General features: G+C 71.5%; 22 protein-coding genes and 1 tRNA gene. 10 read left to right on the top strand and 13 right to left on the bottom strand.

Features of this window, described 5'->3' with window-relative positions:
- Positions 1-113 precede the first annotated feature (113 nt).
- Positions 114-1,292 carry a Gfo/Idh/MocA family protein gene (locus D3218_RS12315; protein WP_119540386.1) on the bottom strand — a complete coding sequence of 393 codons (1,179 nt, stop codon included), beginning with the start codon at positions 1,290-1,292 and terminating at the stop codon, positions 114-116.
- 11 nt (positions 1,293-1,303) lie between these two features.
- Positions 1,304-2,362, bottom strand: a complete 1,059-nt coding sequence (locus D3218_RS12310; protein WP_119540385.1) for a sugar phosphate isomerase/epimerase family protein — start codon at positions 2,360-2,362, stop codon at positions 1,304-1,306.
- Positions 2,363-2,679: 317 nt separating this feature from the next.
- On the opposite strand from D3218_RS12310, the gene D3218_RS12305 reads away from it, so the two are divergent.
- Positions 2,680-3,063: a hypothetical protein gene (locus D3218_RS12305; protein WP_119540384.1), complete on the top strand. Its 384-nt coding sequence runs from the start codon at positions 2,680-2,682 to the stop codon at positions 3,061-3,063.
- A gap of 89 nt (positions 3,064-3,152) precedes the next feature.
- On the opposite strand, the gene D3218_RS12300 is transcribed toward D3218_RS12305, so the two are convergent.
- Together D3218_RS12300 and D3218_RS12295 are read right to left on the bottom strand one after the other, a co-directional pair.
- Positions 3,153-3,914 carry an ABC transporter permease gene (locus D3218_RS12300; protein WP_119540383.1) on the bottom strand — a complete coding sequence of 254 codons (762 nt, stop codon included), beginning with the start codon at positions 3,912-3,914 and terminating at the stop codon, positions 3,153-3,155.
- Positions 3,911-4,888: an ABC transporter ATP-binding protein gene (locus tag D3218_RS12295; RefSeq protein ID WP_119540382.1), complete on the bottom strand. Its 978-nt coding sequence runs from the start codon at positions 4,886-4,888 to the stop codon at positions 3,911-3,913. The genes D3218_RS12300 and D3218_RS12295 overlap by 4 nt, the downstream gene beginning before the upstream one ends.
- A gap of 182 nt (positions 4,889-5,070) precedes the next feature.
- Between D3218_RS12295 and D3218_RS12290 the strand changes: the two genes are divergently transcribed.
- Together D3218_RS12290 and D3218_RS12285 are read left to right on the top strand one after the other, a co-directional pair.
- A complete protein-coding gene (locus tag D3218_RS12290; RefSeq protein WP_245415031.1) occupies positions 5,071-5,700 on the top strand; it encodes a HupE/UreJ family protein in 630 nt (209 codons plus the stop codon).
- A gap of 12 nt (positions 5,701-5,712) precedes the next feature.
- Positions 5,713-6,501 carry a hypothetical protein gene (locus tag D3218_RS12285; RefSeq protein ID WP_119540381.1) on the top strand — a complete coding sequence of 263 codons (789 nt, stop codon included), beginning with the start codon at positions 5,713-5,715 and terminating at the stop codon, positions 6,499-6,501.
- A gap of 139 nt (positions 6,502-6,640) precedes the next feature.
- Here D3218_RS12285 and D3218_RS12280 read toward each other — a convergent pair.
- Both D3218_RS12280 and D3218_RS12275 read right to left on the bottom strand, forming a co-directional pair.
- Positions 6,641-6,717 (bottom strand) — tRNA-His (locus tag D3218_RS12280).
- Between the two features lie 78 nt (positions 6,718-6,795).
- Positions 6,796-7,284, bottom strand: a complete 489-nt coding sequence (locus D3218_RS12275; RefSeq protein WP_119540614.1) for a phasin family protein — start codon at positions 7,282-7,284, stop codon at positions 6,796-6,798.
- A 242-nt stretch (positions 7,285-7,526) separates the two neighbouring features.
- Here D3218_RS12275 and D3218_RS12270 point away from each other — a divergent pair, with 242 nt between their 5' ends.
- From D3218_RS12270 to D3218_RS12250, 5 genes are all read left to right on the top strand, one after another.
- Complete coding sequence (locus D3218_RS12270; RefSeq protein WP_119540380.1) at positions 7,527-10,571, top strand: ATP-binding protein; 3,045 nt, start codon at positions 7,527-7,529, stop codon at positions 10,569-10,571.
- A gap of 232 nt (positions 10,572-10,803) precedes the next feature.
- Complete coding sequence (locus D3218_RS12265; protein ID WP_425359307.1) at positions 10,804-11,850, top strand: Fe(3+) ABC transporter substrate-binding protein; 1,047 nt, start codon at positions 10,804-10,806, stop codon at positions 11,848-11,850.
- Positions 11,851-11,926: 76 nt separating this feature from the next.
- Positions 11,927-13,615, top strand: a complete 1,689-nt coding sequence (locus D3218_RS12260; protein WP_119540379.1) for an ABC transporter permease — start codon at positions 11,927-11,929, stop codon at positions 13,613-13,615.
- A gap of 216 nt (positions 13,616-13,831) precedes the next feature.
- Complete coding sequence (locus tag D3218_RS12255) at positions 13,832-15,622, top strand: AsmA family protein (RefSeq protein WP_119540378.1); 1,791 nt, start codon at positions 13,832-13,834, stop codon at positions 15,620-15,622.
- A 41-nt stretch (positions 15,623-15,663) separates the two neighbouring features.
- A complete protein-coding gene (locus D3218_RS12250) occupies positions 15,664-16,866 on the top strand; it encodes a hypothetical protein (protein ID WP_119540377.1) in 1,203 nt (400 codons plus the stop codon).
- A 3-nt stretch (positions 16,867-16,869) separates the two neighbouring features.
- Here D3218_RS12250 and D3218_RS12245 read toward each other — a convergent pair whose 3' ends face one another.
- The 7 genes from D3218_RS12245 to D3218_RS12215 form a co-directional block, all read right to left on the bottom strand.
- The gene (locus D3218_RS12245) at positions 16,870-17,688 is read right to left on the bottom strand and encodes an ABC transporter permease (RefSeq protein ID WP_119540376.1); all 819 of its coding nucleotides are present in this window, start codon (positions 17,686-17,688) and stop codon (positions 16,870-16,872) included.
- Positions 17,688-18,593, bottom strand: a complete 906-nt coding sequence (locus D3218_RS12240) for an ABC transporter permease subunit (RefSeq protein ID WP_119540375.1) — start codon at positions 18,591-18,593, stop codon at positions 17,688-17,690. Before D3218_RS12240 ends, D3218_RS12245 begins: the two co-directional genes overlap by 1 nt.
- 4 nt (positions 18,594-18,597) lie before the next feature.
- The gene (locus D3218_RS12235) at positions 18,598-19,749 is read right to left on the bottom strand and encodes an ABC transporter ATP-binding protein (RefSeq protein WP_119540374.1); all 1,152 of its coding nucleotides are present in this window, start codon (positions 19,747-19,749) and stop codon (positions 18,598-18,600) included.
- Positions 19,750-19,810: 61 nt separating this feature from the next.
- Positions 19,811-20,902 carry a polyamine ABC transporter substrate-binding protein gene (locus D3218_RS12230; protein ID WP_119540373.1) on the bottom strand — a complete coding sequence of 364 codons (1,092 nt, stop codon included), beginning with the start codon at positions 20,900-20,902 and terminating at the stop codon, positions 19,811-19,813.
- Positions 20,903-20,986: 84 nt separating this feature from the next.
- Positions 20,987-21,511, bottom strand: coding sequence for a GNAT family N-acetyltransferase (locus tag D3218_RS12225; RefSeq protein ID WP_210209673.1), 525 nt, complete (start codon positions 21,509-21,511; stop codon positions 20,987-20,989).
- Positions 21,508-22,302, bottom strand: coding sequence for an aspartyl/asparaginyl beta-hydroxylase domain-containing protein (locus D3218_RS12220; protein WP_119540372.1), 795 nt, complete (start codon positions 22,300-22,302; stop codon positions 21,508-21,510). Before D3218_RS12220 ends, D3218_RS12225 begins: the two co-directional genes overlap by 4 nt.
- Before the next feature lie 67 nt (positions 22,303-22,369).
- A complete protein-coding gene (locus tag D3218_RS12215; RefSeq protein ID WP_119540371.1) occupies positions 22,370-23,779 on the bottom strand; it encodes a helix-turn-helix domain-containing protein in 1,410 nt (469 codons plus the stop codon).
- Between the two features lie 186 nt (positions 23,780-23,965).
- Between D3218_RS12215 and aceA the strand changes: the two genes are divergently transcribed.
- Together aceA and D3218_RS12205 are read left to right on the top strand one after the other, a co-directional pair.
- Entirely contained in the window at positions 23,966-25,252 is a 1,287-nt protein-coding gene (gene aceA / locus D3218_RS12210) for an isocitrate lyase (RefSeq protein ID WP_119540370.1), read from the top strand.
- 38 nt (positions 25,253-25,290) lie between these two features.
- Positions 25,291-25,548 carry an SMc00767 family acetate metabolism repressor gene (locus D3218_RS12205; RefSeq protein WP_119540369.1) on the top strand — a complete coding sequence of 86 codons (258 nt, stop codon included), beginning with the start codon at positions 25,291-25,293 and terminating at the stop codon, positions 25,546-25,548.
- The last annotated feature ends 19 nt before the right edge of the window (positions 25,549-25,567 follow it).

Genomic DNA, 25,567 nt, shown 5'->3' with positions numbered 1-25,567 from the left:
GATCCTCCCAGATCCCTAGGCCCGCCACAGCGCCTCGTTCACGCAAGCTTGTCGATTTGTCGGACCAAATCAATCGTCCTGCGCGAGTTCGCACAACCCGCAGAACGTGGCCGTCAACCGACCGGCGTCCAGACGCTGCCGGCGCGCGAGGAGGCGACCGCCGCCTCGATGAAGCGCATGCCGGCCAGCCCGTCCTCCACGGTCGGAAAGGTGACGGCGTCGTCGGGGGCCCGGCCCTCGCGCGCGGCGAGGATCGCCTCGGCCACCTCGCCGTAGATGTTGGCGAAGCCCTCGAGGTAGCCCTCCGGGTGGCCCGGCGGGATGCGGCAGACACGGGCGGCTGCCGGCAGGGTGCCCGCACCGTTGCGCGTCAGGAGCTGGCGGGGCTCGCCGAAGCGCGAGAACCAGAGCTGGTTGGGGTTTTCCTGGCACCATTCCAGGCCGCCCCTCGTGCCGAACACCTGGAGCCGCAGGGCGTTCTCCTTGCCCACGGCGACCTGGCTCGCCCACAGCACGCCCTTGGCGCCCCCGTGGTAGCGCAGCAGCACGCGCACGTCGTCGTCCAGGGCCCGGCCCTCCACGAAGGTGGTGAGCTCGGCCAGGAGTTCGCGCGTGGCGAGGCCGGATACGAAGGCGCCGAGGTTGTAGGCATGGGTGCCGATGTCGCCGATGCATCCGCCGGCGCCCGAGCGCTGCGGATCGGTGCGCCATTCGGCCTGCTTGGAGCCGCCGGCCTCGACGCGCTCGGCGAGCCAGTCCTGCGCGTATTCCATCTGCACGAGGCGGATGTCGCCGAGCTCACACGCCTCCACCAGCGCCCGGGCCTGCCGGATCAGCGGATAGCCGGTGTAGTTGTGGGTGAGCGCGAAGATGCGCCCGCTGCGCTCGCGCAACGCCACGAGTTCCTCCGCCTCGGCCACGGAGACCGCCAGCGGCTTGTCGCAGATGACGTGGATGCCCGCTTCCAGGAAGGCGCGGGCGGCGGGCGCGTGCATGTGGTTGGGGGTGACGATCGACACGACCTCGACACCGTCGGGACGCGCCGCTTCCGCCCGCGCCATCTCGGCGAAGCTCTCGTAGGAACGGTCGGCGGCCAGCCCCAGTGCCGCGCCCGAGGCGCGCGCGCGCTCCGCGTCGGACGACAGGGCGCCCGCCACGAGCTCGTAGCGGTCGTCGAGCCGGGCGGCGATGCGGTGCACCGCGCCGATGAAGGCGCCCTGCCCGCCGCCCACCATGCCGAGCCGGATGCGGCGCGCGCCGCCCTCGGATCCTCTGCCTGCCTCGATGGCCATCGGTGCCTCCCTTAGCGTTCCAGGCCGAGCATGCGGCGGTTGGCGGCCTCGTCGGTGCCGGCGCCCGCGAAGTCGTCGAAGGCACGCTCGGTCACGCGGATGATGTGGGCGGCGATGAAGGGCGCGCCCTCGGCGGCCCCCTGCTCCGGGTGCTTGAGGGCGCATTCCCACTCCAGCACCGCCCAGCCGTCGAAGCCGGCCTCCGTCAACTTGGAGAACACGGCGCCGAAATCCACCTGCCCGTCGCCCAGCGAGCGGAAGCGGCCGGCACGGTCCGCCCAGGACTGGAAGCCGCCGTAGACACCCTGCCGCCCGGTCGGGTTGAATTCGGCGTCCTTGGCGTGAAAGGCGCGGATGCGGTCGGCGTAGATGTCGATGAAGGCGAGGTAGTCGAGCGCCTGCAGCACGAAATGCGACGGATCGTAGAGAAGGTTCGCCCGCGCGTGGCCGCCGACGCGCTCCAGGAACATCTCGTAGGACGCCCCGTCGTGAAGATCCTCGCCCGGATGGATCTCGTAGGCGATGTCGACGCCCTCGCTCTCCGCGTGGTCGAGGATCGGGCGCCACCGGCGCGCCAGCTCGTCGAAGGCCGTCTCCACGAGGCCCGCCGGGCGCTGCGGCCAGGGGTACACGTAGGGCCAGGCTAGCGCGCCCGAGAAGGTGGCGTGCGCCCGCAGGCCGAGATGGCGCGAGGCGGTCAGCGCGCGCCGCACCTGGTCCGCCGCCCATTCCTGACGGGCGGCCGGTCGGCCGCGGACCTCGGGCGCCGCGAAGCCGTCGAACGCCTCGTCGTAGGCGGGATGGACGGCGACGAGCTGGCCCTGGAGATGCGTCGAGAGTTCGGTGATCGCGAGGCCGTGGCCGGCCACGACGCCGGCGATCTCGTCGCAGTAGTCCTTGGATTCGGACGCCTTGCGAAGGTCGAAGAGGCGCGCGTCCCAGGTCGGGATCTGCACACCCCGGTAGCCGTGGCCGGCGGCCCAGCCGCAGATGGCGTCGAGCGAATCGAAGGGCGCCTCGTCGCCTGCGAACTGCGCCAGGAAGATCCCCGGCCCCTTGATGGTCCTCATCGCGCTTCTCCTCCCTGCTTTCGAGGCGGCGGCCGGGTCCATTGGGTTGCACGCCCGCATCGGGACGCTGCCCGGCGGGCCGACGGCGCCGCGCGGCCGTCTCCTCCCGGCGCGCGCCGGCGGACGATGGCACGTTTCGCCCCGACCTCCCACCCGCCTGCCGCGAGACCCCCATGCCATTCCGGCAGCCGCCAACCGATCGCATGGCCCGGCCGTCAGGGGATACGGCGAGAAAGGCCTTCCAAAAAAAACTTGCACGCGACTGGAACGCGGAAGGGGTGGAACCGCTTCATGGGGCAACACGAAAGGATTGAACCATGAAGCTCACTATTCTCGCTGCAGTTTCGGCCCTGGCCCTCTCGGGCGGCGCGGCCCTCGCACAGTCCGCCCCGTCCGTCGACACCCCGCAGAACTCCAGCGGGGTCCCGGTTCCGGGCACCAGCGCGGGCATGGACAGCGTCATCCCGGCGGATCAGGCCTCCCAGGTGGTGACCGGCACCGACGCGCCGCCGGCCTCGACCGACGCGGCGACGAGCTCGATCCCGGTTCCGGGCAACACGTCCGGTATCGGGTCGGCCATCCCGGCCGGCGCCGCGAGCACCGTGGTGGTGCCGAACGACGCGACCCCGGTTCCCCGCGACACGTCGGTTCCGGTGCCGGGCACCAGCGCCGGCGACGACACGGTCGCCCCCGTCCAGTAAGCGACGCGCAACCGATACAACCGAAACGGCCGCCGCATCTCGATGCGGCGGCCGTTTCGCTTTCCTGTCCTCGACGCGACGCGACGCGATCAGGGCCGGATGCGCCAGCCGGTGCGGAAGATCCACCAGATCCCCACGATGCACAGGAGCATGAAGCCGATCGTCGCCGCCAGGCTGATGCCGACGCCGACGTCCGACGTGCCGTAGAAGCTCCAGCGGAAGCCGCTCACCAGGTAGACCACCGGATTGAACAGCGTCACCGTGCGCCACACGGGCGGAAGCATCGAGATGGAATAGAAGCTGCCGCCCAGGAAGGTCAGCGGCGTTACGATCAGGAGCGGCACGATCTGCAGCTTCTCGAACCCCTCCGCCCAAATGCCGATGATGAAGCCGAGGAGGCTGAAGGTCACGGCCGTGAGCACCAGGAAGGCGAGCATGAAGCCCGGATGCTCGATGCGCAGCGGCACGAAGAGCGAGGCCGTCGCCAGGATGATCAGCCCCAGGATCACCGACTTGGTCGCCGCCGCCCCCACATAGGCGAGCGCGATCTCGATGGCCGAGACGGGGGCCGACAAGATCTCGTAGATCGTGCCGGTGAACTTCGGGAAATAGATGCCGAAGGAGGCGTTGGAGATGCTCTGCGTGAGCAGCGAGAGCATGATCAGGCCGGGCACGATGAAGGCGCCGTAGGACACGCCCTCGATCGCCTCCATGCGCGAGCCGATGGCCGAGCCGAAGACCACGAAATACAGCGACGTCGAGATCACCGGGGCGACGAGGCTCTGGAGCAGGGTGCGCCAGGCGCGCGCCATCTCGAAGAGGTAGATGGACCGGATCGCGTGGAAGTTCATGCGCGCGTCTCCACGAGGCTGACGAAGATGTCCTCCAGCGTGCTCTGGCGCGTTGTCACGTCGCGCAGCCGGATGCCCGCGGCCGAAAGGTCCTCCAGAAGCCGACTGATGCCCGGCCGTTCGCTCTGGCTGTCGTAGGCATAGGTGAGCTCGGTCCCGTCGCCCGACAGCGACAGGTCGTAGGCCGCCAAGGCGGGCGGCACGGCGCCGAGCGGCGACTGCAGGCTCAGCACCAGCTCCTTGCGGCCGAGCTTGCGCATCAGTGCCGTCTTCTCCTCGACCAGGACGATGCGCCCGCCCCGGATCACGCCGACCCGGTCGGCCATCTCCTCCGCCTCCTCGATGTAATGGGTGGTGAGGATCACGGTGACGCCGCCCGCGCGAAGGCCGCGGACCACCTGCCACATGTCCTGCCGCAGCCGCACGTCGACGCCCGCCGTCGGCTCGTCCAGGAACAGGACGCGCGGCTCGTGCGACAATGCCTTGGCGATCAGCACGCGCCGCTTCATGCCGCCCGACAGCGTGAGGATACGGGCGTCCCGCTTGTCCCAGAGCGAGAGCTGCCGGAGGATCGTCTCGATATGGGCCGGGTTCGGCGGCAGGCCGAACAGGCCGCGGCTGAAGCTGACCGTCGCCCAGACCGTCTCGAAGGCGTCGGTGGTCAGTTCCTGCGGCACCAGCCCGATCAGCGCGCGCGTCTTGCGGTAGTCGCGGACGATGTCGTGGCCCCCGACGCGCACCTCGCCCTCGCTCGGGTTGACGATGCCGCACACGATGCTGATCAGCGTCGTCTTGCCCGCGCCGTTCGGTCCGAGCAGCGCGAAGATCTCGCCCGGCGCGATCGCGAGGTTGATGTCGTCGAGGACACGCGCCCCGTTGCGGTAGGACTTGGACAGGCCTCGGATCGAGAGGATCGGCGGCGGCGCGGCACCCGGCGACGCGGGCGCGGCGGATAGGGTGGCGGGGTTCGGCATGGGCTCTCCGTCCGGCGCGTCAGGCACCGATCGCTCGGACAATTCGGGCGGCCCGCGGTTTGGGCAAGGCCTTGCCGGGGCGGGCGGGCATCCGGCGCGCTCCCTTGCCCCGATGTAACTTGCGCGGCGGCGGGTTCGGGCGTTCCCTCCCGCCACTCGCCACGAGCTACTCGGAGGCTCCCTTGCGCGCACCCGCCCGCCGGCATCCCTTGCCGACCTCGCTTCGCGGTCCGGGAGCGCCGGACGCGGCGCTCCTGGTCGTGGGCGTGCTGCTGGCTTCGGTCCATCCGGCGGCGGCCCATATCGTCGGCCAGGCGGGCGGCTTCTCCAGCGGCATCGCCCATCCGCTCACCGGGCCGGACCATTTCCTGGCCATGCTCGCCGTCGGCATCTGGGGCGCGCAGATGGGCGGCCGGGCCGTCTGGACGCTGCCGGTGACCTTTCCGCTCATCATGACCCTCGGCGGCATCGCCGGCATGATGGGACTGCCCATGCCCAGCATCGAACTGGGGATCGCCGTCTCGATCGTGGCGCTCGGCACCGCCATCGCCGCCGCGTGGCGACCGCCCGAAGCGGTGGCGCTGCTGATGGTCGCCGTGTTCGCCCTGTTCCACGGCTACGCGCACGGCGCCGAACTGCCGCGCGCCGCCGATCCCGCCAACTACGCCGCCGGCTTCGTGATCGCCACCGGGGCCATCCACCTGCTCGGCATCGCGATCGGCCTCGTCGCCACCAGGCCCTTCGGCGGGGTTCCGGCGCGCCTGATCGGCGCGGCCATCGCCCTTTCCGGCGTCTGGTTCCTGGCCGCCTGAGGCGAACGCCGGATGCGCCGCCTCCCCGCCCTCGACACCGCAGGCTCGGGCGCCATCGCCGCCGCGTGCGCGGCCTTGCTGTGGATCGCGGCGCTTCCGGCGGACTGGCAAGGCGAGGCGGCCCGCGCGGGGGCGCTGTTCTTGGCGCAAGGCCCCGACCGCTGGCTGGCGCTCGCCGCGCTCGGCCTCGGTCTCGGCGCGTCGCCGCGCCCGGACGCCCGGGCGGCCTGCGCCGCCTGGGTCGCCCTTGCGGCGGGAACCTCGCTCGGCCTGGCCGCGCCCGCCTCGATCCTGTGGCCCTGGCTGACCAGCCCGGCCGTCTTCGCGCTTCGCTCGAGTCTCGGCCCCGCCGCCTGCGTCCTCGCCGGTCTGGCGCTCCTGGCGCCGCGGCGCTGGCGGATCGGCCTGCTTGCGCCCGCTTCGTTCGCCGTCACGCTCGCCCTGTCGCTTGCCGCCGCGGTCAACGATCCGACGACCGGCGGCCGGGCGTTTTCCGGCGGGGCTGCCCTGGCCATGCTCGCGATCCCGCTCGCGGCAACCGGTCTCGGCCGTCTGGTGCCCGGTCGTGCGGCCCCGATCGGCGCGCGCATTGCGGGCAGCTGGGTGCTGACGATCGGCCTCCTCCTGGCGGCGCTTCGGCTGGCACCCGCGCCCCGGCCGGAGATCGACCTCGCAGCCCCCGTGGCGTCACCCCTCTGGAACACGCCGGACGTCCCCGGCTTCGCGCCCCCCATAAGGCCTGGCGAAACGCCCTATCCCGGTCTCGCCGGACGAAGCGGGCTTCCGGCGGGCACCAACTGACACGCGGACACCACAGTCCCGGGACCAAACGAGATCGGCTCGAACCAAAGGCATGCAGGGAAAGACGCGGCCGTGCCGCAAAGGCACCATCGGCCGACCTTGCCATCGGGCAAGGCATCATAGGCAAGGGGGAAATCGGTGGTACGGTTGAGTGGGTTCGAACCACCGACCTTCGGAGCCACAATCCGACGCTCTAACCAGCTGAGCTACAACCGCATGCCGATGGGCCCGCAATAGAAAACTTTGCGGGCAAAGGCAAGCCCCGGCCGCATGATCGGCCCGCGCGCCCCTCGCTCAGAAACGATCCTGCCCGGTCGCCTTCTGCGCCGCGTCGCGCGCCGGACGGATCACGTCCTGCGCCACGCTCTGCGACAGCGTCTGCATCTCCTTCGCCTGGTCGGCCACGAGCTCGACCTGACGGCGCAGATAGCTGGTCTGGAGCTCCATGAACTCGGCCATGGATTTGGCCGAGGCGAGCTTCTCCATGTGAGCGAAGTTCATCTCCGCCTGGGCCCGCATGCCCTCGATGGCGCGCTTGGTGAGGTTGAGCGAGCCCGAATGGGCGTTCTCCACCGTCGCCTCCAGCGTCTGCGTCGCCTGGTCGGCGGCAGACTTCATGCGCGCATAGGCTTCCTTGGACTGCTCGATCGACTTCTGGGTCATGGTCCGGAAGGCCTCGCCCATCTTGGACGGGTCGAGCCCCATGGCGGCCTGCGCGCGCTGAGCGCTGTCGAAGGCGTCGCGCGCCGGATCCCCGGAGTTGAAGTTCTCGGTATCGGACATGTCGGCGTTCTCCTCGGCCGGACGATGGCGGATCCATAGCCCGCGCAACACAAACTAGGGGCGAGGATCGGCGAGGGAACAGGCCCCGGCGCGCAATCGGCCGGCCGTGTTAACCTTGCCCCGGCTTTGAACCGCCGAACCCGGTCGAGGTTCTGGATTTGATCTCGCGGGGGCCTTATTAACGGATCGGTAACCGATCGACGTTCCTGGGAGCCGAGCCCATTCCGTCCGCCCTCGACATCATGGCGCTGAAGTCCGTCCGTGCCGCCGCTTCGGCCGGCTCGGCCGTGGCGGTGCTGGACGCCGGCCTGGCGGACGTCCTGTGGTGCAACAGCGCCGGCGCCCGGCTGCTCGGGCGCGCCGACGCGGCCGGCGACGACGACGTCATGCGCCAGATCCGTTCGGCGCGCCAGGCCTTCGCAGGGAAGGGCCGCACGCAGCTCCTCCTGCGCCCGCCCGAAGGCAGCGGGCTGGGACGGGCGCTCCTGGCGCGGCTGGAGGCGATCACCGCCGACGGCGCCCATCTGGCGCTCCTCTCGGTGAAGCTCGGAACCGTGGCGTCGCCCGTCGAGGAGCAGGCGGCCGATCTCCTGCGCGATGCCGGCCTGTCGGAGGCGCTGGCCTGCGTCGTCGGGCGAGACGGCATCGTGGCCGCGACGCCGCGCCTGCCCGAGGACGAGCATTCGCTTCTCGCCGTGCAGGGGCGCGAGTTCCTGGCGGCGGACGAGGACCGCCTGGTGGTCGAGGACGAGGCGGGCGCCCTGTCCTTCGCGCGCGTCGGCGACGGGCTGGTGCTGATCCATATCGACATGCCGGGCGCGGCGCCCGGCGAGAGCGACCCCGCGGCCGGACCTGCGAAGGCCCCGCAGGTCGCCGATCCGGCGGCAGAGCGGGTCGCGGGGCCGGAAGCAACGGTCGCCGAGGCCCCGCCCGCGCAGCGCGAAGCCCCGCTCGCGGATAGCCTGCCGGACGATGCGGCTCCGGCCGCCGCGAACGAGACCGGGCACGAGATCCCCGAGGCCGACGAGCCGGCCGCGCCCGCTCCCGCGCCGGCGGAAGGCTCCACCGCCCCGTCCTCCCCCCTGCCTGGCGCCTCCCCCGCCGCCGCCTCGACCCCGGTGGCCCTGGCCGAACCGTTCCGCGCCACACTGGACGCCGAGCCGGTGCGCTTCGTCTGGCAGACCGACGCCGAGGCCTGCTTCTCGCAGATGTCGCCGGAATTCGCCGCGGCCGTCGGCCCGCGAGCCGCCGACGTGATCGGCCGCCCCTTCGCCGACGTCGCCCGCGTCTTCGGCTTCGACGAGAGCGGCGAGATCGAGCGCCTGCTCCTGCGCCGCGACACCTGGTCGGGCCGCACCATCCTCTGGCCGCTGGAGGGCACCGACCAACGGGCGCCGATCGACCTGGCGGGCCTGCCGATCTACAGTCGCGAGCGCGAATTCCTGGGCTTCAGGGGCTTCGGCGTGGTGCGCCCGGGCGAGCACGAGAGCGACCCGGCGGCGATCGGCCTCGCCCTCGCCCTGCCCGAGCGTGCGCTGCGCGCCGAGGCGAGCGTTGGGGCGGTGACCGACGAGGCGGCCGAAGGGACGGACGGCGACGTCGCGCCGGCCTTCGGGCGTCGTGCGTCTCCCCCGGCTCCCACCGACGAGACGGCGGCGGAACGGCGGCGGCGCGAGGCCAACTTGTCGAACGCCGAGGCCGCCGCGTTCCGGGCGATCGGGGCCGAACTCGGCCTGCGCGCGCCGGCCGAGCGGCCCGAGCCCGTGGCGCCGCCCGCGTCCGAGCCGGACGTCCACGCGGCGGACGACGGCGCGACGCTCCTCCTGCCGGTGCAGGAGCTGGAGGACATGCTCGACGCGCTGCCGCTCGCCGTCCTCGTGCAGATGCAGGAGCGGCTGATCTTCGCTAACCGCCGCTTCTTCGCCCTGACGCGCTACGACGATCTCGACGCGCTGGAGGCCGCCGGCGGCCTCGGGCACCTCGTGCAGACCTCCGGCTCTGAGACCGGCGACGACGATGCGGTGATCCTGTGCGCCGACGGCACGTTCGAGCGCGCGCGCCTGCATCTCCAGCGCATCAGCGTCGCGGGCCGGTCCTGCCTCCTGATGTCCTTTCCGCCCGTGGAGGCGAAGCCGGACGAGGACATGACCCCGATCCTGGTCGACCTCCAGGGCGAGGTGGAGGAGCTGCAGGCGGTGCTCGACACCGCCACCGACGGCATCCTCCTGCTCGACGAGGGCGAACGCCTGCGCAAGATGAACGGGGCGGCCGAGGCGCTGTTCGGCCTGCGTCCCGAATCCTATGCCGGCATGCCGCTGCACGACCTGCTCGCGCCGGACAGCCGCCAGAGCCTCAGCGACTACATCGGCACGCTGCGCGACAACGGTCTCGCCTCGATCCTCAACGACGGGCGCGAGGTGGAGGCGCGGGTCGCCGGAAACGAGGGCACGATCCCGCTCTTCATGACGCTCGGCCGCCTCAGCCAAGGCCGCGGCTGGTGCGTCGTGATCCGCGACATCGCCCAGTGGAAGAGCGCCGAGGCCGAACTGATCGAGGCGCGGCGGCTGGCCGAGGACGCCAGCCTGCACAAGAGCCGCTTCCTCGCCAATATCAGCCACGAGCTGCGCACGCCGCTCAACGCCATCATCGGCTTCGCCGACGTCATGGCCTCCGAGTGCTTCGGCCCGATCGGCCACGAGCGGTACTTGGAGTATCTCGGTGACATCAAGCGGTCGGGGCACCACGTGCTCGACCTCGTCAACGACCTCCTCGACATCTCCAAGATCGAGGCGGGCAAGGTGGACCTCGCCTTCGAGGCGGTCTCGCTGAACGAGGTGGTGGCCGAGGTCGTCTCGCTGATGCAGCCGCAGGCGAACCGCGAGCGCGTGATCGTGCGCTCCGTGTTGCCGCCCACCGTTCCCAGCGTGGTCGCGGACCGCCGCTCCGTGCGCCAGATCGCCCTCAACCTCATCGCCAACGCCGTGCGCTTCACGCCGGCCGGCGGCCAGATCGTCGCCTCGACCCACTACGGCGCGGGCGGCGAGGTGGCTCTGCGCTTCCGTGATTCGGGCATCGGGATGACCGAGCGCGAGATCGAGATCGCGCTGACGCCGTTCCAGCAGGTCAATGCCACCCGCGACGAGCGGGGCGGCGGCACCGGCCTGGGCCTGCCCCTGACCAAGGCGATGGCCGAAGCGAACCGGGCGCAGTTCTCGATCGCCTCGACGCCCGGCGAGGGAACCGCCGTGGAGATCGTGTTCCCCCCGCCGCGCGTGCTGGCGGACTGACGGGTCGGCCGATCGTTCGCATTGGTTATTATTATCCGTTACTTGTAGAACCGTTCCAAACAAGAAGTTGAACGAAACGTTACTGCCGGATCGTCTTGATTCGTGAAATCGCGTCGGGCATCAAAACCGGACTGCGGACCGCAGGTTTCGCAGTCCCGCCCGGCGGAGCGTCGGCTTCGCCGCCCTTCCCGCGACCGCCGCCCGAGGCGGACGCCGCCCCGAGGATCCGACGATGACCATGCTTCTTTCGAGCCGTGCCGCCTTCGGACTGGGTGCCTGCGCCCTCGCGCTCGGGGCGCCCTCCCTCGCCCGGGCGGCGGACGTCAACATCTACTCCTCGCGCCAGCCCGCGCTGATCCAGCCGCTTCTCGACGCCTTCACGCGCGAGACCGGCCTGTCCACGGCGACGATCTTCATCGAACGGGGCCTGGAGGAGCGCATCAAGGCGGAAGGGGCGAACTCGCCGGCCGACGTCGTGCTCACCGTCGACATCGGGCGCCTCGACGCCGCCAAGCAGGCCGACGTGCTCCAGCCGCTGGAGGACGCGGCGATCGAAGCGGACATCCCGGCCGCCTATCGCGACGCAGGCCGGGAATGGTCGGGCGTCACCGCCCGCGCGCGCGTCCTCTACGCGTCCAAGGAGCGCGTCGCCGACGAGGCCATCACCTACGAGAGCCTCGCCGACCCGAAGTGGAAGGGTCGGATCTGCATCCGCTCCGGCCAGCACCAGTACAACGTCGCTCTGGTCGCCGCCTATCTCGCCCATCACGGCGAGGAGGAGACCCGCACCTGGCTCACGGGCCTGCGCGACAACCTGGCCAGCGCCCCGGAGGGCGGCGACCGCGACCAGGCGCGCAACGTCGCCGCCGGCCAGTGCGACATCGCCGTCGGCAACACCTATTACGTCGGACTGATGCGCAACAACGAGAAGGAGCCCGAGCAGAAGGAGTGGGCGGAGGCGATCAAGGTGATCCTGCCGACCTTCGAGACAGGCGGCACCCACGTCAACATCTCCGGCATGGGCCTGGCACGGCACGCGCCCAACCGCGACAACGCGGTCCGCTTCATGGAATTCCTCGCCACGGACGAGGCCCAGCGCATCTATGCCGAGGTTAACTACGAGTACCCGCTGAAGCCGGGCGTCGCGCTGTCGGAGACGGTCGCGAGCTTCGGCGAGCTGAAGGCCGACGCGCTGCCGCTGAGCGACATCGCATCCCATCGCGCCCGAGCCTCGGAACTGATCGACGAGGTCGGCTTCGACGGCGGCCCGAAGTCCTGACCGCGGGTTCGCATCCGGCCGGGGCACGGGCGGGCGACCTGTCGCCCGTGCCCCGGCGCCGACCGCAGGCGCGGCGGTGAGCGAACTGCGGCTGGAGACCCAGACGCCGGCGCTGCGCCGGAGCGCCGGGTCGGAACGTCTGTTTCTGGCCGCGGCGGGCGCGCTGGCCCTGCTCGTGGCCCTGCCGGTCCTGTCGCTCGTCGCCATCGCGCTCACCGGCACGGCCGACAACTGGAGCCATCTCGCCCGCACCGTGCTCCCGCGCGCCACGGTCACGACGCTGGCGCTGATGGCGGGCGTCGGCCTCGTCACGGCGCTGGTGGGCACGTTCACCGCCTGGCTGGTGACGAGCTTCCGCTTTCCCGGCCGGGGCGTCTTCGCCTGGGCGCTGGTGCTGCCGCTGGCGGTGCCGACCTATATCGCCGCCTACTGCTTCAACGAGCTGCTGCACTATGTCGGCCCGGTCCAGTCGGGCCTGCGCGCGGCGTTCGGATGGACCGGGCGCACCGACTACTGGTTCCCCGACATCCGCTCCCCCGGCGGGGCGGTGCTGGTCCTGTCCAGCGTCCTCTACCCCTACGTCTTCCTGACCGTGCGCCTCGTGCTCCTGATGCAGGGGCGCAAGGCGGCGGACGTGGCGCGCACGCTGGGGGCCGGGCCGTGGCGCGTCCTGTTCACCGTGCTGCTTCCGATGGCCCGGCCGGCGGTGGCGGTCGGCGTCGCGCTGGTGCTGATGGAGACCGTCAACGACATCGGGGCCGTGGAATTCTTGGGCGTGCAGACGCTGACCTTCGCCGTGTACTCGACCTGGCTCAACCGGGGCGACCTCGCGGGCGCGACGCAGATCGCGCTCCTGATGCTCGGCGTGATCCTGGCGCTGCTCTGGGCCGAACGCTTCGCCCGCCGGCACCAGCGGTTCTCGGCCGCGCGGGGCGACGCGGTGCGCGCCGGAGCCGAGCCGCTGCAGGGCCTGCGGGGTTGGGGCGCCGCCCTCGCCTGTCTCCTTCCGATCGCCGCAGGCTTCGGCGTCCCCTTCGTCGTGCTCGTAGGCCATGCGTGGCGGCGACCCGGCGACTTCGCCGATCCGCGGCTCTGGCGGGCCCTGGAGAACACGGTGGCGGTCGCCGCCTCGACGGCGGTCCTGACGGTCGCGATCGGCTTCCTGGTCGCCTACGGCATCCGCCTCACCAACGCGCGGCCCTTGCGCGTCCTGTCGCGGCTCGCCGCGTTCGGCTACGCCGTTCCGGGGACGATCCTCGCCATGGGCATCCTGGTTCCCTTCGCAGCCTTCGACAACGCGCTGGACGCGCGGATGCGGGACTGGTTCGGACTGTCCACCGGGCTCCTCCTGTCGGGCTCGGGCTTTGCCATCGTCTTCGCCTGCACGGCGCGCTTCATGGCCATGGGCCACGGCTCGCTCGACAACGGCTTCGCCAAGCTCTCGCCCCATCTCGACATGGCCTCGCGCGCGCTGGGGCGCGGGCCGGGCGGCACGCTGCGGCGGGTGCTGCTGCCGCTGATGCGCCCGGCCTTGCTGACCGCCGGGCTGCTCGTCTTCGTGGAGGCGGCCAAGGAACTCTCGGCGACGATCCTGCTCCGCCCCTTCGACTTCGATACGCTGGCGACCTTCGTCTACGCGCAGGCTTCGCGCGCCGCCTTCGAGGACGGTGCCGTCGCCGCGCTCCTGATCGTGGCGACCGGCATCCTGCCGGTGATCGTGCTGACACGCAGCCTGGCGGGCGAGGACGTTGGGCGCGCGCCCTGACGGGCCTCGTGCGACCCGGCGTCGGGCACGCCTTGGCTCCGGCACAATTCGGTGCGAAACAAGCAGGATGCGCGCGGGTCCCTCCGGAACCGTCGACCCCTGATTCCGCCACCCGAAAGGCCGTTCTTGACCTCAGCGCGCGATCCGTCCCCCGGTGCCCCGACGCACGGGGTCCCGCGCCGTGCCCGGAAGCGGCCGCTCGCGATCGCAGGAGCCGTGGCGCTGGTCGGGGCGGGCGGACTGGCCGCCGCTTTCTCCACGTTTCCGCTGACCCTGCCCGCGGCCCAGGCCGAGATCGAGGCGCGGCTCGGCCGGCTCGTCGGCGCGCCGGTGAGCGTCGTCGGCTCGGCCGAGTTCGCGCTGCTGCCGCGCCCCAGCGTAATCCTGTCAGACGTGCGCGCGCTGACCGTGTCGGACGGCGCGGCCATGCAGCTCGACATCGACCGTCTGGAGGCCGACTTCAACCTTCTGGACGCCCTGACCGGCAAGGCCGAGATCCGGCGCGTCACCCTGGTGCGGCCGGAGCTCGGCCCCGCCGAGCCGCCCGTCGCCTCCGCCAGCCCCGCCGCCGGCCCGGCCCCGGCGACGGCGCCGGCACCGCCTCCCTCGGGTCCGTCCGAAGACGGGCGAGCGACGCTGCGCGCCTTGCTCGCACGGTTCGAGGGCCTCGGCGAGCTGCGGCTGCGCGACGGCCTGGTTCGCCTGCCCGGCATGGCGGGCGCGGTGTCCAGCGCCGATCTCGATTTCCGCTGGGCGGGCGCCGGGTCCCCCGCCAGCCTGTCGGGTAGCTTCGTTTGGAACGGCCAGCCCGCGAAGGTGCAGGGGCAGATCGACCGGCCGGTGCCGTTCTTCCGCGGCGAGGCGAGCCCGCTGCGCGTCGTCATGTCGGGCCCGTCCGGCGAGATCGGCTTTTCCGGCGAGGGCACGGGCGCCGATCCCCTGCGCCTGTCGGGCGTCCTGAAGCTGTCGACGCCGTCGCTGTCGCGCGCGGCGCGCTGGCTGGGCGAACCATCGGTTCCCGATCTCGGCGCCCTGGCGCTGGAAACGCGGATCGAGCTGTCGGGCGAGCGGCTGAACCTCGGCGCCGTGCAGCTCGATCTCGGCGGCAACACCGCACGTGGCGCCATGGAGGCAGACCTGTCCGGCGCCAAGGGGCGACGCTCCCTGTCGGGGACGCTCGCCTTCGCCCATCTCGATCTCGGACGTGCCTTCCAGGCCGTCGCGCCCGTTCCCCGCAATGTCCTGGACCTCCAGCGGCCCGTGCGCTTCGAGCTCGGCCGCGACCTCGACATCGACCTTCGCCTGTCGGCCGAGCGCGCCCAGATCGGACCCGTGGCCGCGGCCGAGCTCGCGGCCGCGATCAAGGTCGCCGGCGGGTCCGCCACGCTCGACATCGGCGACATGGCCGCGCTCGGCGGCCGAGGCGGCCTTCGGCTGCGCTTCGCCGCCGTGGACGGGCATCCGGCCCTCGACGCCAGCCTGCGCCTGTCGGCCGTCAACATGGCGGAGCTCGACGCCCTGTCGGGCGTTCCGCTCCCCGTCTCCATGGGTTCCGCCGATCTGGACGTGACGCTCGCCGGCCCCGCCTCCAGCTGGGGCGAACTCCTGGCCGGCGGGCGCTCGACGCTGTCGCTGCGTGTCGCCGACGGCCGGTTGCGCGGCTTCCCGGCCGAGCTGATGCGCACCGCGGGCCGGCACGAGATCGAGGCCACCAAGGCCGCGCCGGCGCAGAGTTTCCGCACTCTCACCGCCTCCATGCAAGGCTCGGGCACGCGCGTGCGTCTCGACGCCCTCGCCATGACCACGAACGAGGGGACCAGCGAAGCGCGGGGCGTCATCGACGCCCACACGCGTCGCCTGATCCTTTCGGGGACGTCGCAATCCAGGATAGTCGAGGCGTCGGGCTCGGGTTCGGCGTTCACCTCCTCTCAACCCATTCCGTTTACGATACGGGGAGAATGGCCCCGCCCGGTCATGACCGTCGATGCGCCGGAGGCGCCGATCTGATCCGGCGGGCGGGGTGCCTCCTTGCCGGGAACCGGACGCCCATGGCCCCAACACCCCTTCGCCGCTCCAGCGCCGCACGCGCCCTGCCCCTCGCCCTCGTCGCACTGGCCGGCCTTGCCGGCCCCGCCGCCGCCTCCTCCGTGCTGGTGGTCGGGGGCGAGACGCGCACGCCGAGCGTTGCCGTCGCCGGCCACGCGGGCGCCGCGCGCCGGACGCCGGCCGAATGCGCCACCGCCTTCCACGCCCGGTTCGCAGCGATCCGCGACGGCGAGTTCGCCGCCTTGAAGGCGGCGGCCGGCACCGAAGCGGGTGCGGCGGACGCCGCGCTGCCGGGCGGCCTCCTGTTTCCCCCGGCCGGCCGCGCCCAAGCCGGCGACAACGCGGCGGCGCTGCGCGCGGCGGGGGAGCTTGCCAAGGCGCGCGGCCGCAGCGCCGGGCCGCTCGACGCCAATGCGCGCTGGATCGCCGCGCGCATCCGCGAGGATCTCGGCGACTTCCTGTCCCAGAAGGAAACCCCCTTCCTGTGCAGCGGGATCGCGGACTATCTGGAGACGCTGCGCGCCCAGGCCGCCCGGATCGAGCCCTCGCCCGCCCGGCTGACGGCCCAGGTCGCGGCGCAGCGCGAGGCCGCGCGCGCCAGCCTTGTGGCCGCGCGCGCCGCGCTCCGCCCCGCGCCGCTGCCGCGCTTCGCCCCCGCCGACCGGCCCGGCGAGGCTCTGGTCGCCTCGCATCTGCGCTCCAGCGTGGGGCTTGGCGACGGCGAGGTCTACGGTCCGGTGATGCGGGTCGCCAACCGGCAGGACGTGCGCGTGTCGGAAGGCAGCTCCGACCCCGACCTGCCGCCCCTCAAGGCGTCGGCGGCCCTGGCCAGCGAGCAGGACGTCGCGCGCACGATCCGCGATCTGGCGAACCGCGCGGAGGCGGCCGGCGCGCTGGACGCTCCGGCTCAGACCGATCCGATGCGCACGGGAGCCATCCCGCTGGTCGGCCCGGTCCGCCCCGATCCCCGGCCGGCACTGGGTCTTCTGGCGGAGCTGCGCCCGCGCCTTCTCGGCCCGGCGGCGCCCCCGGCGGCGGACGCGAACCGCCGCGCCGACCTCGTGCGCGCGCTGTCCGATCTCGAGGCCCTGGACTATCTCCTGGCCGCCGAGCGCGAGCCGCCCCACCCGCTGCCGGCGGCGCTGGAGGCGACCTTCGCGGCGATCGCCGCGGCGCATGCCGACGCCTGCGCCTGCGAGCCCTGACGGTCAGCCGCCGGCGGCCAGCCGCTCGTCCCGCAGCCGGCGGACCTCCTGCCGCTTGGTGAGCAGCGAGGCCGCCACGACGCCCACCGCCACCACCGCGATCAGGATCGTGGAGATCGCGTTGATCTCGGGCGTCACGCCGAGGCGCACCTGGCTGTAGATGCGCATCGGCAAGGTGGTCGCGCCCGGCCCGGAGGTGAAGCTGGCGATCACCAGGTCGTCCAGCGACAGGGTGAAGGCCAGCATCCAGCCGGCCGCCACCGCCGGCCAGATCACCGGCAGCGTGACCAGGACGAAGGCCCGCCACGGCGGGCAGCCGAGATCCTGCGCCGCCTCCTCCAGCGACAGGTCGAACGAGACGAGCCGCGACTGCACGACCACGGCCACGAAGCACATGGTCAGCGTCGTGTGGGCGAGCGTCACGGTCCAGAACCCCCGGTCGAAGTCGACGGCCACGAACAGAAGCAGCAGCGACAGGCCGGTGATGACCTCGGGCATCACCAACGGCGCGAACACCATGCCCGAGAACAGGAGCCGCCCCCGGAAGCGCTTGTGGCGCACGAGCGCGAGCGCGGCGAGCGTGCCGAGGATCGTCGCCAGCGTCGCCGACACGACTCCCACCCGCAGCGTCACGAAGGCGGCGTCCAGGAACAGCCGGTTGCCCGCGAGCGCCGTGTACCAGCGCGTCGAGAACCCGCCCCAGACGGTCACGAGCTGCGAAGCGTTGAACGAGTAGACCACCAGGAGCAGGATCGGCAGGTAGAGGAAGGCGAAGCCCGCCACCAGCGACACGACGTTGAAGGCAGAGAGGCCGCGCCGCATCAGTCGATCCTCGCCTGGACGCGCTGGAACAGCATGATCGGCACCACGAGCACCAGAAGCAGCAGCACCGCCACCGCCGAGGCCACCGGCCAGTCGCGGTTGGTGAAGAACTCGTCCCACAGGGTCTTGCCGATCATCAGCGTCTGCGAGCCGCCCAGGAGGTCGGGGATCACGAACTCGCCCACCGCCGGGATGAACACCAGGAACGCGCCCGCCAGCACACCCGGCAGCGACAGGGGGAAGGTGACCCGCCAGAACGCGCGCAGCGGCGTGCAGCCGAGATCGCTCGCCGCCTCCAGAAGCCGGCCGTCGAGCCGCTCCAGGCTGGCGTAGATCGGCAGCACCATGAAAGGCAGGTAGGAGTAGACGATGCCGATGAACACGGCGGTCTCGGTGTTGAGGATGTCGAGCGGCGTCGAGACGAGACCGGTCCAGAGCAGCACCTGGTTGAGGTAGCCCTCCCCCCGCAGGATGCCGATCCAGGCGTAGACGCGGATCAGGAAGCTCGTCCAGAAGGGCAGGATCACGAGCATCACCAGGACGCGCCGCATCGCGCTCGAGGCGCGCGACATGGCGTAGGCGAGCGGATAGGCGACCAGGAGTGCCAGACCGGTCGAGATCGCGGCGATCCGCAGCGACGAGAGATAGGCGTCGAGATAGAGCGGGTCGTTGGCGAGCCAGACGTAGTTGTCGAAGCTCAGCGCCTTCAGGTTGTCGAGGAAGTCCGGCCAGTTCTCCAGCGCGAAGGCCGGCAGGTAGGGCGGCATCGCGATCGTCGTCTCCGACAGCGAGATCTTGAAGACGATCGCGAAGGGCACGAGGAACAGGAGGACGAGCCAGAGATAGGGCACGCCGATCACCCCGGCGCGCCACCATCCGCCCCCTGTGCCGGACCGGTCCGTCATCGCCCTACTCCGCCAGGACCACGCCGGCGTCGCGCTCGAAGGTGAGGGTGACCTCCTCCTCCCAGCCGATCTGCTCGGGCGCGTGGCGCGCGGTGTTGAAGAGGGTCGAGCGGACGGTCTCGCCGCTCGCCAGCTTGATGTTAAACAGCGTGACGTCGCCGAGATAGCCGATGTCCCAGACCGTGCCGGACAGGGTGTTGGGCGCCTCCGCCCGAGGGGCGCCGCGAGACAGGCGCAGCTTCTCGGGCCGGATCGCGAAGACCACCGCCTGGCCGGGCGACAGGGCGGCGGGGGTCTCGGCCTCGATGCGCCCGGCCGGCGAGCGCAGCGTGGCGATCCCGTCCGACAGGCTCTCCACCTCGGCCTCGATCAGGGAGACGTTGCCGACGAAGTCCGCGACGTAGCGCGAGGCCGGCGCCTCGTAGACCACGGCCGGGGGCGCCACCTGGCAGATCCGTCCGGCCCGCATCACGGCCATCCGGTCAGCCATGGTCATCGCCTCCTCCTGGTCGTGCGTCACGATCACGAAAGTCAGCCCCAGTTCCTGCTGGAGGTCCATCAGCTCGAACTGCGTTTCCTCGCGCAGCTTCTTGTCGAGCGCGCCGAGCGGCTCGTCCAGAAGCAGGACCTTCGGCCGCTTGGCGAGCGAGCGGGCCAGCGCGACACGCTGCTGCTGGCCGCCCGAAAGCTGGCTCGGCTTGCGGCGGCGAAAGGGCTCGAGCTTGACGAGCCGCAGCATCTCCTCGACGCGCGCCTCGATCTCCGATCGCGCCATGCCGTCCTGGCGCAGGCCGAAGGCGACGTTCTTCTCCACGCTCATGTGCGGAAACAGCGCGTAGGATTGGAACATCATGTTGAGCGGGCGTCGATACGGCGGCACGCCCCGCAGGCTCTGGCCGCCCAGCCGGATGTCGCCGCCCGTCGGCTCCTCGAAGCCGGCAAGCATGCGCAGGAGCGTGGACTTACCGCAGCCGGACGGCCCGAGCAGGGCGAAGAACTCGCGCGTGTAGATGCCGAGCGACAGGTCGTCCACGGCCACCGCCGCGCCGAACCGCTTGGTGACGTGGTCGAACTCGATCAGGGGCTTGGCGTCGGGGTCGTTCCAGGGTTCGAAGCTGCGGCGGATGTTGCCGAGGGATTTCTGTGCGCCCGCCATGCCGGTCCTTCGTGTCGCGATCGTCCGCTCGCCGGGCGCCCTGCGCCCGGCTCTCGCGCCCTCAGCGGCCCGTCTTCACCGAGGTGAAGGCGCGGGTCGCCAGCCGCTGCGCCCGCGAGTCGTAGGGGCGCTTGATGAAGAGCTTCTGCAGGGTCGCCTCGTCGGGATAGATCGCCGGATCGTCGAGGATCGCCTTGTCCACCAGCGGCTGCGAGGCGAGGTTGCCGTTGGCGTAGGAGACGTAGTTCGTCGCCTTGGCGATCACTTCCGGGCGCATCATGTAGTTGATGAACGTGTGCGCCTCCTCGACATGCGGCGCATCGGCGGGGATCGCCATCTGGTCGAACCACATCATCGCGCCTTCCTTGGGGATGACGTAGCTGACCTCGACGCCGCGGCCGGCCTCCTCGGCGCGGTCGCGGGCCTGGAACACGTCGCCCGAGAAGCCGACCGCGACGCAGATGTCGCCGTTCGCCAGGGCGTTGATGTATTCGGAGGAGTGGAACTTGCGGATGAAGGGGCGCACGGCGGTCAGGAGCGCCTGCGCCTTGCCGATGGACTCCGCGTCGCTGGCGTTGGGATCGAGGCCGAGATACTGGAGCGCCGCAGGCAGGATCTCGCCCGGCGCATCCAGCATGTCGATGCCGCATTTCGCCAGCGCCTCGGCGTTCTTCGGATCGAACACCAGGGCCCAGGAATCGAGCGGGGCGTCGGGCAGGAGTTCCTGCACCTTGGCCGCGTTGTAGCCGATGCCCGTGGTGCCCCACATGTAGTTGACCGAGTGGGCGTTGCCCGGGTCGTAGACGGCGACGCGCTCGGAGACCAGCGGCCACATGTTCTTGAGGTTGGGCAGCTTGGACGGGTCGAGGGTCTGGAAGACGCCGGCCTCGATCTGGCGCGACAGGTACTCGGCCGAAGGCACCACCACGTCGTAGCCGCTGCCGCCGGCCAGGAGGCGCGTTTCCAGGATCTCGTTCGAATCGTAGGTGTCGTAGACGACCCGGATTCCCGTCTCCTTGGTGAACTCGTCGATGATCGAGGTGTCGATGTAGTCCGACCAGTTGAAGACGTTGAGCACCTTCTCCTGGGCCGCGGCCGCGTGGGGAACGAGGCTCGCGACGACGCCGGCCAGGAGGAAGGGGGTCATGCGCATCGGACGGGCACCTTTCTCGGGTCGCTCTATTGCGAGGCAATATCGCCAAACCACCCGGCCTTGCCTAGGGCCGGCGGGCGTTTTTCATCCGCCCTCGGTCGTTTCGCGCAGCATGAACACCGCGTCCGCGCCGTAGCTCGCGAGCTTGGGCGCGAGGGCCGGGTCGTCCACGCGGCGAAAACCGAAGCGCGCCCAGAAGGGCCACGTGCCGTAGACGGAGACGAGCGTCGCCGCGCCGAGGGGCGCCGCCGCGGCGAGGAGGCGCCGGATCGCCGGCTCGGCCAGCCCGCGGCCGCGCCATTCCGGCGCCAACGCGACGTCGTGGATGTAGAGCGCGTCGGCGTCCGGCGGCAGCGCGCCGAGCACCGTGTCGAGCGGCGGCGGCGCGAAGCGCCTCACCGGGTAGGCGACGGCATAGGCGGCGAGCGTGCCGGCGGGGCCCGGCAGCACCAGCGAGCCGGCGGGAAACAGCCGCTGCCGGTCCACGAACACCGCCGCGTCCTCGTGGAAGGTCGGGTGGACCCGGTCGGCCAGCGCCACCACGGCCGGGGCGTCGCCCGCCGCCATCGGCCGCCAGCCCGCCGGGGACGGCGCGGACGGTGCCGTCATCGGTGCTGGCGCCCTTCGCCGTAGAACATCTTCTCCCACGCCTTGTGCGCCTTGTAGCCCTCGCGGATGAAGGGCGTGAACACGGCAAGGTTCAACACCGCCTTGTTGGCGAGGCTGGCGGGAAAGCGAAGCGGCTTCTCGAAGTCCACGAACAGGACGACCCGCACCTCGTCCGAATGGTTCCAGGCCTCGTGCTCGTAGGCGTCGTCGAAGATCAGCGCCTCGCCCTCGCGCCAGTGGCGCGTCTCCTGCGCGATGCGGATGCCGACCTGGTCGGGCCGGTCGGGGACGATCAGGCCGAGATGGAAGCGCAGGACGCCGTTGTAGGGGCCGCGATGGGGCGGCAGGTGCTTGCCCGGCTCGAAGATCGAGAACATCGCCGACTTGAGGCCCGGGATCTTCTGCAGGATCCGCCAGGTCTCGGGGCACTGGCGGATCGCCTCCTCCGACCGGATGCCGTAGCCACAGAGGAAGAAGGTCTTCCAGTTCTTGTCCGACGAGATCGAGCGGACCTCGGACGAGATCTCGTGGAAGGCCGGCAGGTCGCCCTTGCGGACCAGGATCTTGTCGAGCTCGGCGCGGATGAGGCGCCACTCCGCCTCCACCTCGCGCGCCCACGGAAAGTCGTCGGTGGGATAGACCGGCGGGTTGCCCACCGCCGAGTACCGGAGGTTCAGCGCCTCCGCCTTGTCCACGAGGCCCTGCACCACGCGGGCGGCGGCGCCCTGCCGGCTCATCGTGTCCTGGAGGCCTTGCGTCTTGCCAGTCTGTTTGGGGGCCGTGTCCGTCATCGTCGTTCCACTTCTCGCCCGGCCGCACGGCCGATAGCACCTGCATGTCGCTCTTTGCGGCGGGGTTTCAACGGAAATCGTAAGGGGTCAGGCCCGAAACCCATTCGTCCAGCGCCAGGGGCCGCGTCAGCGGCGGCTCGGCGCGCGAGGCGCAGGCCTCCCGCTCGCAGTGCCGGCAGGCCGGTCCGATGCCGACGGGGCGCCCGGTTCCCAGCGCGCGCGCATAGACCGTGCCCGCCGCCGCCTCCCACTCGCAGCCGAGGAGCACGCGCGTGCGCCGCCCCGGCTCCGGCCAGTCGCCGCCGAGCCCCGTCTCGGCCCGCGCCACCAGGAGGTAGGCGGTTCCGTCCGGCATCTCGGCCCGTTCCGCCAGCACCGTCTCGCCCGCTCGCGCATGCGGCAGGCGCGCGCACAGGCCGCCGAACAGGGCGGCCGGAAATCCGCGCGCGCCCGAGCGCCGGAGCACGTGGCCGACCGGATCGGCCTCCAGGAAGAAGAAGGGCGGCCCCGGCGCGGCGCGGCGCCGGAGGCTGGTGAGCCGCTCGGCGGCATCGGCGAAGCCTGCGCCGAAGCGGGCCGACAGGCGCTCGACGTCGAAGCCGAGCGCCTCGGCCGCCTCGCCGAACGGGCCGTAGGGCATGACCGTCGCCAGCGCGCCGTAGCGCGTCAGCTCGCGCATGGCGATGCGCCGCGCCTCGTCGCCGGAGAAGCCGAAGCTCGCGACCTCGCTCTCCACGACCGCGCCGAAGGCGAGGCGCACCGCCTCGGCCGCCATCTCGCGCAGCCGGCCCGCAGCGTCGAGGCGCTCGGACAGGAACAGGCGGCGCGAGTGCCGGTCGAAGCGGCGGCGCCAGAGCGGCATGGTCTCCACCGGCAGGACGCGCACCGCGATGTCGTGGCGCTCGCGAAGCCATCGACGCAAAGCCCCGCCGAAGTCGTCGCTGCCCGCGCCGATCTCGGCCCGCAGCGCCTCCGCCGCCGTCTCCAGCGACGCGTGGTGGTGGGCACGCCCTTCCAGCGTCTCGCGCACCTCGTCGAGCGGCAGGCGCGAGAGCGCCGGCATCGGCCCCTCGCCCCGGCCCATGGCGGCCGACAGATCGGACAGGCGCCCCTGCGTCTCGCCGTAGGCGCGATGCAGCTTGGCGAGGGCCGCCGCGACGTTGGGCGCGGCGTCGGCGAGCTCCACCAGTTCCCCTTCGCCCGGCAGTTCGCCGGCGATCAGCGGATCGGCGAAGATGCGGCGCAGCTCGGCCACTGTCTTGTCCCGGTCGCCGCCCTGCCATTCGGCGAGGTCCACCGAGAAGGCCTGCGCCATCTTCAGGAGGATCTGGACGGTGAGCGGGCGCTGGTCGCGCTCGATCAGGTTGAGATAGGACGGCGAGATGCCGAGCGTGCCGGCCATCGCGGTCTGGGTGAGGCCGAGCGAGTTGCGCAGGCGGCGCACCTTGGGGCCGGCGAACACCTTGTTGTCGGCCATGCCCCTCTCCTTCACACGCTGTGACAAACCCACGGCCGCGCTTGTCGAAATCGCGACAGACCGACACGAATCCAAGACCGTGGCGCGAGAACCACCGTCGCCGCGGCGGCCCGTCCCTGTCAATTTCTTTCCACGGACGCCGAGACCAAACGGCGTCGCAGACAGGACAACGGAGGGCCAGCCGCCATGACCGATTTTTACACGCTCGTTCCCAGCGCCCCCGAGGGCCGCTTCGATGGAGTGGAGCGCCCCTACGCGGTGGCCGATGTCGAGCGGCTGCGCGGCTCGGTCGCGATCCGCCACACGCTGGCCGAGAACGGCGCCAACCGGCTGTGGCGGCTCCTGCACGAGGAGGACTTTGTCAACGCGCTGGGCGCCATGACCGGCAACCAGGCGATGCAGCAGGTGCGCGCCGGGCTGAAGGCGATCTACCTGTCGGGCTGGCAGGTCGCGGCCGATGCCAACACGGCCGGCGCGATGTATCCCGACCAGTCGCTCTATCCGGCCAACGCGGCGCCCGAGCTGTGCCGGCGCATCCACCGCACCCTCCAGCGCGCCGACCAGATCGAGACGGCGGAGGGCCGCCATTCGGTGGACACCTGGTTCGCGCCGATCGTCGCCGACGCCGAGGCCGGGTTCGGCGGGCCGCTCAACGCCTTCGAGATCACCAAGGCCTTCATCGAGGCGGGCGCGGCCGGCGTCCATTTCGAGGATCAGCTCGCCTCCGAGAAGAAGTGCGGGCACCTCGGCGGCAAGGTCCTGATCCCGACCGGCGCCCATATCCGCAACCTCACGGCGGCGCGGCTCGCAGCCGACACGATGGGCGTGCCGACGCTCGTGATCGCCCGCACGGACGCGGAGGCCGCCACGCTCCTGACCTCCGACATCGACGAGCGGGACCGGCCCTTCGTGGACCGCGACCGCGACCGCACGCCCGAGGGCTTCTTCCACGTCAGGAACGGCCTGGAGCCCTGCATCGCGCGGGCGCTCGCCTATGCCCCGCACGCGGACCTCATCTGGTGCGAGACCTCCAAGCCCGACCTCGACCAGGCCCGCCGCTTCGCGGAAGCCGTGAGGCGCGAGCATCCCGACCAGATGCTGGCCTACAACTGCTCGCCCTCGTTCAACTGGCGCCAGAACCTCGACGAGGCGACCATCGCAAGGTTCCAGCGCGAGCTCGGCGCCATGGGCTACAAGTTCCAGTTCATCACGCTGGCCGGCTTCCACCAGCTCAACTTCGGCATGTTCGAACTCGCCCGCGGCTATCGCGACCGCCAGATGGCCGCCTACGCGGCGCTGCAGGAGGCCGAGTTCGCGGCGGAAGCGGACGGCTACACCGCCACGCGCCACCAGCGCGAGGTGGGCACCGGCTACTTCGATGCCGTGGCCACCGTGATCGGCGGCGGGGCTTCGTCCACCACCGCCATGCACGGCTCCACCGAGGCGGACCAGTTCCGCCACGCGGCCGAATGATCCCCCGTCGAACCCTTCAACGAAAGGAGACACCCGTCATGAGCAATGTCAGTCCGATCGAGCGTCCCCGCACCCACGTGCGCGAGCGCGCCGAGGCCCAGACGAGCGCCTTGTCGGAGGAGGCGCAGAACGCCGTGCGCATCCTCGCCAACGACCTGCATCGCCTCAACCAGTCGGTGATGCGGGCGGTCGAGGCGGGCGTCTCGGTGGAGCTCGTGCGCTCCGCCCGCCATCACGGCGGCGACGGAAGCTGGGGCGACCTCATGATCCCCGTGGTCCTGGCCGCGCGCGACTGAACCGTCCGATCGGTGAAGC

This window comes from Aureimonas flava, assembly GCF_003583935.1.
GTDB classification, from domain to species: domain Bacteria; phylum Pseudomonadota; class Alphaproteobacteria; order Rhizobiales; family Rhizobiaceae; genus Aureimonas; species Aureimonas flava.
This window is presented reverse-complemented; position numbering and strand designations above follow the sequence as displayed.